The 8,813-nt window shown below is 68.4% G+C and carries 6 protein-coding genes; 1 reads left to right on the top strand and 5 read right to left on the bottom strand.

Annotation, left to right across the window (positions count from 1 at the left end; genetic code table 11):
* The 4 genes from ABZZ22_RS19825 to ABZZ22_RS19810 all read right to left on the bottom strand — a co-directional run.
* Positions 1–869, bottom strand: an 869-nt coding sequence (locus ABZZ22_RS19825) for an HNH endonuclease (RefSeq protein ID WP_354934657.1), incomplete at its 3' end; no start/stop codon positions are given.
* A gap of 551 nt (positions 870–1,420) precedes the next feature.
* A complete protein-coding gene (locus ABZZ22_RS19820) occupies positions 1,421–2,578 on the bottom strand; it encodes a hypothetical protein (protein ID WP_354934654.1) in 1,158 nt (385 codons plus the stop codon).
* A complete protein-coding gene (locus ABZZ22_RS19815; RefSeq protein WP_354934651.1) occupies positions 2,575–3,738 on the bottom strand; it encodes a phosphotransferase family protein in 1,164 nt (387 codons plus the stop codon). The genes ABZZ22_RS19820 and ABZZ22_RS19815 overlap by 4 nt, the downstream gene beginning before the upstream one ends.
* A gap of 85 nt (positions 3,739–3,823) precedes the next feature.
* Positions 3,824–5,479 (bottom strand): enoyl-CoA hydratase-related protein, encoded by a 1,656-nt coding sequence (locus tag ABZZ22_RS19810; protein ID WP_354934648.1) that lies wholly within the window; start codon positions 5,477–5,479, stop codon positions 3,824–3,826.
* Positions 5,480–5,713: 234 nt separating this feature from the next.
* Here ABZZ22_RS19810 and ABZZ22_RS19805 point away from each other — a divergent pair, with 234 nt between their 5' ends.
* Complete coding sequence (locus ABZZ22_RS19805; protein ID WP_354934645.1) at positions 5,714–6,448, top strand: GTP pyrophosphokinase family protein; 735 nt, start codon at positions 5,714–5,716, stop codon at positions 6,446–6,448.
* 48 nt (positions 6,449–6,496) lie between these two features.
* Here ABZZ22_RS19805 and ABZZ22_RS19800 read toward each other — a convergent pair whose 3' ends face one another.
* Positions 6,497–8,809, bottom strand: coding sequence for a PQQ-dependent sugar dehydrogenase (locus ABZZ22_RS19800; RefSeq protein WP_354934642.1), 2,313 nt, complete (start codon positions 8,807–8,809; stop codon positions 6,497–6,499).
* Positions 8,810–8,813: the final 4 nt, after the last annotated feature.

Raw genomic sequence — 8,813 nt, 5'->3', positions numbered from 1 at the left:
TTGCGGAGCTCCTCGAGGCTGATCACCACGTTCACGACCGTGGCGTCGCCGCCGTGGCGGGGCAGCGCGGTCGGGTCGATGGTCTCGATCAGGCGCGCGAATCCCTGGCCCATCATCCGTTCCCACGGCGGCAGCGGGGCACCCTTCTCGACGAGCTGCTGTTTGCGGGGCTGGGCCCAGGCTTCGACCTGCTTCTTGAACCGCATCCCGATCGAGACCGGCAGGACCCCGTCGAACCCGACGGTTCCATCGCCGTTGTCCCACACCCGGAGTGCGGTCTTCTGCTGGGCACGTTCTTCCTCGGCGAGGAGGGCTTTGGCTTCGGCTTCCTCGAACCGGCCGGGGTCGACCTCGATCAGGATCCGCTTGCCGATGATCCGCAGTTCTTTGGTCGTCATCTGGGTGGCGTAGTCGACCAGCAGCTTCTCGGCCAGGACCAGACACTCGCCTGTGGCCACCGGGTCGGCATCGACCTTGTCGAGGGCCTTGGTGATCACCCGGGCCTTGGCCTCGGAGATGACACCGGCAGCGAGGCCGGCAGAGACCAGCTCGTACTTCGTCACAGCAGTGGCGAACTTGATCTGCGTCCGCGCGGCACCCTTGTCGACCAGCAACTCGGCGCGCATCCACGCGGACGCGTCCTTGTCGCCGGACTCGGCGGCGATGTCACCGGAGACAGCCAGCACCCGCAGCGTCAACGCGGCCTGCTGGGCTTGGAGCTTCTCCACCTTCGCGAGGAACTCCTTCTTCTGGCTGGTGCGCCAATAGGTCGGATCCATCGCAAGGAGCTGCTCAAGGGAGGTTTCGATGGCAGCAAGAGCCGACGAGACGAGGTCTCCAGGGGTGGTGCCCCAGTGGTCGATGCTCATTGCTGTCACCTCCCTTCGAAGGCGTGTCATAGTGTTTCCGATTCTACCCCGACCAAGCCGTCTTGAACACCTATCTGTGCAGGTCAAACGTACTTTTCGCGGTGAGTGAACGACGGCGAACCTGTGGATGGTAAGTGGCCCGAAGGGCCACCCTCCCACCCCACAAACATCACCGTTCCGAAGCATGAATCCGCTGCGCCGCACCCGGGCCGCCGCCCCGATAGCCAGCCAAATGTTTTCTCGAGATGGTCCGGTGTCCAGGACCGCGAAGCGGCCGGCGTAGCCGGCGGCCGCAGGCCGTCATCTCGACAAGCTCGATACATCGCCTTGACGCCGGGGCATGTCGAGAACACCCTCGAAGCCGGGTCGGCGGCCCCGATCAGCCCTCGAGCGGAACCTTCCGGCAGGGAGGTCTCGACAAGCTCGACCACCGGAAGACCGTGTTGGTCTCGACACGCCTCCGCCTAGCGGCTCCGGCGGCTCGACCAGCGGGGACGAGGCTCTCGACCAGCGGAGCGAGGTCTCGACAGATCGACCACCGAGCCACCCAATCAGACCCGGTCGAACCAGTCGGCAAACCCCGAAGGATCATGCCGCCCAAGAACACCGTGCTCAAAGAGCCCCCACCCAACAGCACCCCCAGGATCCCCAACCCCAGGCCCGCGCGCGACCGCGCGCCCGACATGGTCGATCACCCCGAACGGCACCCGCCCGACAACCTCAGGAGCGTTCATGTCGTAGGTCAGCCGCTCAGAGAACCCAGCGCCCTTCCAGACACCGTGAGACCAGTCGGAGTCGCCCCCGTAGCCCCCACCGACATGGATCGGCACACCGAGGAGCGAGGAGACCTCGAGCACCAGCGGCTCCCCCGACGGCGTGGTGCAGGTGATCGTCGCCCCCTCCGGAAGGCGCGTCCCGTCCCGATAGTGGACCCGGACGTGCGGCCAGCCGAGCTGCTCGACCCGACCGTCGGCGAACGTACGTGTGCAGTCGTTGAGGGTGCGGTAGCCGTCCGGGGTCTCCTGGATGATCAGGACGACGGCGAAGTCGTCGAACCGGAGTGGCACGTAGAGCCACCACATCCCCTCGAAACCCGGGTTGGCAGGCTTCCCTGGCGGCAACCCCTCCCCGGAGGGCCGGATTCCCCACGACCGGTCCCTGGTGCCGACCCACCGGCCAGGGGCGACCTCGATCCGATCCCCGTCGACCTCGATCACCCCCTCCCAGGTCCCGACCTGCGCGAACCGTTGGGCGTCGAGGACGGTGGCAGCCCCTTGGCGCATCACGTGCGGCTGCTCCTGGACCACGCCGAACGAACCTTCCCAGCGCAGATCGAGGGCGACCCCGTGGGTCTCCTCCATCACCACCCGGAGCTTCCGCAGCGGCTCCGAGACCTCGATCCGGTACGCCCCGACCCGCTGCTCCATCCGGTCACCGCCCCGCGGGTCGGCCCCGTCGCCGAGATGCACGGCGGTCTGCTCGTCGCCACGTCGGAGCAGGACGTACGCGTCCTTGGTCCCGAGGTTGGGATAGAACCCCATTCCAGTGATGAGGAAGATCTCGCCGGTCCGGTCGTGGGCATTGAGGTAGCAGCGGTCGTAGAAGTTGCGGTCGCTGCTCCCCGCCCATGCCACCGGCCGCGGAAGCTGATGGATCGGATACTCGTCGAGCGGGCCGACACCGACGTACTCCGAATGAGCCCCGCTCACGCGCCGACCTCGTCCAGCATGGCCTCGAACATCGCCCGGTGGTAGAGCACCGACTCCGGCTCCTCGGGCGCGTCGATCTCCCCGAAGTGGATCTGCCGAGCCGCGATCCGCAGATAGATGACTCCCCACATGACCGCCGCATGCACCTCGTGCCAGGTCAGGTCGCCGAGCTCGACACCGCTCGCGGCGGCGTACGCCTCACGGACCTCATCGACGGTGAGGAAGTCCGGCATCCCCGGCATGCCCAGCATCGCGGCCAGGTCCTCGAAGATGCGGTGGGCGAAGATCATCCAGGTCACGTCCATCTCGCGGGGCCCGAGGCTGACCATCTCCCAGTCGAGGACGGCGACCGGCGAGTAGTCGCGGTAGATGATGTTGCCGATCCGCGCGTCACCCCAGCACAGCACCGGCTCGCCACCGTCTTCGGAGAGGCCAGTGTCGGGCAGGTTGGCCTCGAGCCAGGCCAAGCCCCGCTCGACCAGCGGCGAACGGCCACCCGATTCCTCCGCAGTGGAGGCGAAGGCGTACCAGGCCCGGGTCTTGGCCAGGTTGCGGGCGACCAGGGTCTCCCCGGAGTGGCCGGCCACGGCCGGGTCGAGGAAGCCGAAGCGCGAGGCGGCGTCGGGGATCCCGTGCAGCCCGGCCAGCACCTCGATCGAGCGCCGCTGGAGCGCGGCCCGCTCCGCCGGCGAGGCGGCGAAGAGCCAGCTGTCGCCGAAGTTGTAGGGCATCACGTCCGGCGGGACCACCCCCTCGACCCGCTCCATCAGGAAGAACGGGGTCCCCAGGACCGAGCCGCTCATCTCGGCGAGCCCGACCTCCGGCACCGGCACAGAGCTCAGCGACCCGGCCAGGCGCATCGCGTCGTACTGCGCCTGCAGGTCATAGGTCGCGAAGACGGGGATGTCCTCCGGACGGGGTGCCACCCGCAGGACGTACGCCTTCGTCCCCCGGACCCCACCCTCGGTCGAGGTGACATCGAGCAGGACGGTCTCGCTGGAGAGCCCGTTGGCGTCGATGCCACCCAGGAGCGCGACCTCGGGATCGGCGCCGGGCGGAAGTGCCGTGGCCAGCCACTGCTCCAGCCTCGCGCCGAGCGCCGCAGGATCGCGGCCCGATCGCTGGAAGGTCATGTCGGGCGGTGGGGGCGCCTGGGTCACGTGCTCCTCCTAGAGGCGTGTGAGTCAGATCACACGCCTCTAGGTTGGTGGAACGCGTTCTAGTTTGTCAACGGTCAGAACGTGGTCAGAACGTGATCTTGGCCGGCGTCTCGGTGGGCGCAGCCTTGCTGACGAACGCCTTCCGCTTCGCGGCGAACCCGTACCTGTCGTCGAAGATGTCCCGCGCCATCTCGGCCAGCTCGATGCTCTGGTAGTAGGACATCGGCAGCGCCTCGGCACGACGTGCGTCCCGGGCCGCCAGGGCCGACTCGTACGCCTCCGGCTCGACAGAACGCTGCGCGAAGCCGCGCAGCCAGCCGTCGAACTCGGCCGCGTCGCGCGGGCCGAGATCGCTGACCATGCCGATGCGCGCCGCCTCGGTCGCCGAGATCGGCAGCTTCGCACCGAGCAACTGGTCGGCGAGCTCGTTGCCGACTCGGCTCGGCAGGCCCCAGGTGTGCAGCTCGGAACCGAAGATGCCCATGTCGTAGTAGGGGTTCAGCACGACGCCCGCGCGCGCCACCGTGATGTCTGCGCAGAGGCCAGCCATCACGCCGCCGGCGCCCGCGTTGGCGGTGAATGCGGCGATGGTCAGCTGCTCGGCCTCGGCGATCGTCAAGCAGAGCTCGTCGATGGCACGAATGTTGTCCCAAGCCTCGGCCGCCGGGTCCTGCGCCGCCTCGATCACGCCGAGGTGGATGCCGTTGGAGAAGGCGTGCTCCGTGCCGCGTACGACCAGGACCTTGGTGTCCTCGACGAGCGCCTTGCGGACCGCATCGGCCAGCCGTCGGCACTGCTGGGTGTGCATCGCGCCGCTGTAGGAGCGGATGGTGATGAAGCCGACGTCGCCGTCGCGCTCATAGGTCGCCTCGGCCAGCGCCTCCGGCATCTCCCGGAAGGGCGCGTGCTGGACATCGAGGACCCAGGCCGCCGGGAGCTTGGGGCCACGCTTCTTCCCGAGGGTCGCGGCGTAGCCGACCCACAAGGTGCCCGCACCGGTGGCGAACGCGACCGCATCGGTGTCGACACCGACCACGGTGCCGGGCTCCACGTCGCCGTGCTCGTCGGGAGTCGTGGCGGCGTCGAAGAGGCAGTACGTCCTACCATCGACGGTCGCGGGAGCACCCGGAGCACCGTCGGCCGCGGCGATCCGCCGGGCGATCTCGGTGGCCGACGCCGACCAGTCGATCTCGAAGGCCTTGCGGCGCAGCAGCGGCAGCTCGCCCGTGCCCTCGACCTCTGCCGGCCACTCCTCGGCCGGTTTCGGGGTCTCCCCCGCCGCGACCATCCGAAGGACCTCCGCGACGCAGTCCATCGCGGCGTCGGCCACCGGGCCGTTGTAGAGCGCGCTCTTCGCGATCGGGACCTCAGGCATCTCGAAGGTCCTGGTCACCCAGACCGGGCCGGCGTCCATCTCCTCGACCGCGGACAGCGCGGTCACGCCCCAGCGGTCGCGACCGTCGAGCGTCGCATGGTCGAGCGAGGACGGGCCGCGGTCGCCGAGCGGACCCGGGTGGATCACGACGGTCGGGTAGCGGTCCCAGACCTGCTCCGGCACCCGGTGCTTGAGGAACGGACACAGGATCAGGTCGGGCTCGATCGCATCGACCGCCGCCACCAGGGAAGGGTCGTCGTGGACCGGAGCCAGCAGGACACCGACGTCGTGGCCGGCCTCTTTCAGATCGCACCAGACCCGTTGGGTCAGGCCGTTGTACGCGGAGACGAGCAGCAGAATACGCATGTGGGGGAGTGTCCTTCTCGTAGGTAGCCCGAACAGACCTCTTATCCCCCGAGGGGTATTTATCCCCCGAGGGGTGTCACTGTATCGCAGCGCGCCCGGCCGAGTGCACGTCGACGTCAAGAAGAGGGACGGAAGACCCTGATGCACGTCGGACCGCTCGCCCGGCCCCGCGCCGGGGCACCGCGCCGGTGTCTTGCCGCCGCCTGCAAGGATGGCTCTGTCAGGAGGGGGAGCATGACAACAGTCGACCCGATCAGCGGGAGACACAGCACCATCGCGACCGTCCGGTCGGTGCCCGGCCCCGCCGGTGACCACAACTTGATCACCGGCCTGGTCGATCTCGTCGAGGCGAGCAGCGACGAGATGGCGCGTGAGCTGGCCAAGTTCCGGATGCGCTACAAGTTCGCGATCGACGAGGTCTCGACCAAGATCGCGATCTTGCGCGAGGAGTTCGAGCACGCCCACGACCACAGCCCCATCGAGCACGTACGCACCCGGCTCAAGTCGCCCGACAGCCTGCTCGCGAAGGCGCGCAAGATCGGCTGCCCGCTCACCCTCGACGCCGTCGAGCAGCACATCCGCGACATCGCCGGGATCCGGGTGGTGTGCCCGTTCGTCTCCGACGTCTACTGGATCATGGAGATGCTGAGCAGCCAGTCCGACGTCGACGTCGTCGAGGTCGAGGACTACATCGCCGAGCCCAAGGCCAACGGCTACCGCAGCCTCCACCTGATCATCAAGGTGCCGGTCTACCTCTCCGACCGCGCCGTGGATGTGCCGGTCGAGCTGCAGATCCGCACCATCGCGATGGACTTCTGGGCCAGCGTCGAGCACTCCATCTACTACAAGTACGACGGCACCGTCCCCACCTCGCTGCGCGACGAGCTCGGCGCCGCGGCCCGGACCGCGGCAGACCTCGACGCCACCATGGCCAGGCTCCGCAGCGAGGTCCACGGCCCGGTTCGATGAACCGGGCCGCGGGCCCTTCGACAGGCTCAGGACACCGCCTCGACGGGATCAGCGGCCGTTGACGAACCGCTGATACTGGGCTCGCGCCTCGTCCGGCGTGATCGCCCGGTCGAGGAACATCAGCGAGTCCATCCGGCAGTTGCACGGGTTCCGCTCGACGGTGTCCTGCGGGAAGGATCCGCCGACCTTGATGCCTCGCGGCAACGTCTCGGAGGTGCCGGTGCCGTCGACCTGCCACGGGTCGCCGGCGGAGGTGTAGAACCCCTCGACGGCCTTGCCGTTGCGGAAGAGCGCCATCTTGCCCGTGGTGTAGTCGAACGTCGCCGCCAGGTGCACCCACTGCCCTCGCGGCAGCAGGGTCTGCCAGTCCGCCGACGCGGCGAAGGTCTGCGAGGCCCCCTCATCGAGCCGGCGTCCGAGCGCGACCAGGCGCAACGTGCCGTTGACGTTGATGAGCTCGAGCAGGGCGCGTACGCCGTGACCGTCGGAGTTGCCCGAGAGCACCCCGGCCAGCCCGATGGCGTTGAACCGGTCATTCGGGTCGGCGGTCACCGAGTTGAGCGCGGGCCCGTCCATGTCGACCTTGAACCAGCCGGCCACGGTGATCTGCTCGGCTCCCGCGAACGGCGCCAACGATGCAACCCCGTTCTGATTCCATGACCCCGCCTTCCAGTCGTCGTTGCCGTTGACCTCCGGGGCGACCTGCTGGGTCTGCAGGGCGTTGTTGCTGGTCCGGTAGGCCGAGTCGGTGACCTGCATCGCGTTGCCGCCGTTGACCTGGTCGAGCAGCGTCCGCGAGAAACCCTGGTCCTCCTCACGTGACCCCGGGGCGAACGGGTGCTCGAAGTCGTAGTAGCTGACCAGGTTCTCGCGCATCGACGGCACGACCTCGCTCGGCCAGGGCCGATGCACCGTGTTGACGACCTTCCAGATCTTCCCGTTGGCCTTGGCCAGCAGGTAGAGGTTGCGGTGGGAGTCGGTGCCGAAGCGCAGGTCGACCCGCGGATGGTCGACGAAGTCCTGCATGGAGAGCCGCTTGCCGGAGGTGTCGAAGAGCTGCATCTGGTGCAGCGTCGCCTCCTTGCTGCTGCCGCGGCGCATCTGCCGGGAGTCGGTCCAGTAGACCTCGCCGTTGACCAGGTCGCCGAAGACGTACTTCCCCTTCAGATCGCCCAACCGGCCACGGTAGACGACACCGCCGCTGACCGCATGGCCGCTGTCGGACCGGCAGGAGTAGTTGGCCGGCGGGTCGTGGTCGAAGGAGGCCACCGGAAGGGTGAAGCCGGACATGTCGTAGTCGTCGGGGACCGTGTAGAGAGCGCACTCGTCGGCATTGTCGTAGAGCAGCCGGCCCTCGATCTCGCTCCAGCCGAGGTTGTCCCCGGCGCGTACGTCGTAGACGCCCTCGATCGCGTGCTGGCCGATGTGACCGAGCAGGAGCGTGCCCTTCTCGGCATCCCAGGAGAACCGGTGCGGGTCGCGCATGCCGTACGCCCAGATCTCGCCGATCGCGCCCTCGCGATCGACGAACGGGTTGCTGTCCGGGACCCCGTACGCCCCGTTGCGACCGTCGCGAGCGAGCGGGTCGATCCGCAGGATCTTGCCGAACGGGTTGGCGAGGTTCTGCGGGTCGTCGCTCCGGACGCCGTTGCCGCCGTCGCCCGAGGCGATGTAGAGCAGCCCGTAGTCCTCGTCGCCGGGCTCGGCGGTCGAGTTGAAGTCGATCTGCTGGATGGCGTGGATCTGGCCGGCGAAGTCGATCCGCATCACCTCCCGGCTGCTGCCCTCGAAGGTGTCGGCCGCAGGGTCGGTGGCATCCCACTCGGTGACGACGCTGACCGTGCGTCCGGAGCCGGGGTTGGTCTGCGACGGGAAGGTGGGCGTCTTGGCGAAGGCTCCGAAGCGCTCGGTGTGGGTGGTGTAGAAGAGTCCGTTCGTCTCGAACTCGGGGTGGAAGGTGATGAACCCGGCGCCGCTGCCGAGCCCGGCACCGGACCAGAAGTCGACGAAGTGGTCCTTGACGTCGAGGTACTCGTGCTGCTTCCCGTGGTCGAGCAGATACATCGGCCCGTTGAGGTCGGGGACGTACATCCGGCCGGAGCCGTCGGGGACCTCACCGATGAAGTTGATCCGGTTCTGGCGGACCAGGCGCTGGTCGGTGGGCGCGGGGTAGGGCTCGGTCTTGGGAAGCTGGGCGACCTCTTCGAGCACGAGGCCGAGGCTGCTGCGTACGGGCTGTTCGGGGATGGGGTCGGGGACGGGGTCGCTGCCGGGGATGGCAGCCGAGGAGGAGGCAGGGGTGAGCAGCGCGGCGAGCATGGCGGCAGCCGCGAGACTCACCCACGGACGTGGGGTTCCCATGGGT

Origin of the sequence: Nocardioides sp. NPDC006273 (assembly GCF_040613495.1) — a bacterium.
Lineage (GTDB): Bacteria > Actinomycetota > Actinomycetes > Propionibacteriales > Nocardioidaceae > Nocardioides.
The sequence above is the reverse complement of the archived record's forward strand: the minus strand, read 5'-3'. Positions and strand labels throughout refer to the sequence as shown.

Coding starts and splice junctions, on each gene's coding strand:
- ABZZ22_RS19810 (WP_354934648.1), bottom strand. CDS start 5,479: ATGCGTATTCTGCTGCTCGTCTCCGCGTACAACGGCCTGACCCAACGG.
- ABZZ22_RS19805 (WP_354934645.1), top strand. CDS start 5,714: ATGACAACAGTCGACCCGATCAGCGGGAGACACAGCACCATCGCGACC.
- ABZZ22_RS19800 (WP_354934642.1), bottom strand. CDS start 8,809: ATGGGAACCCCACGTCCGTGGGTGAGTCTCGCGGCTGCCGCCATGCTC.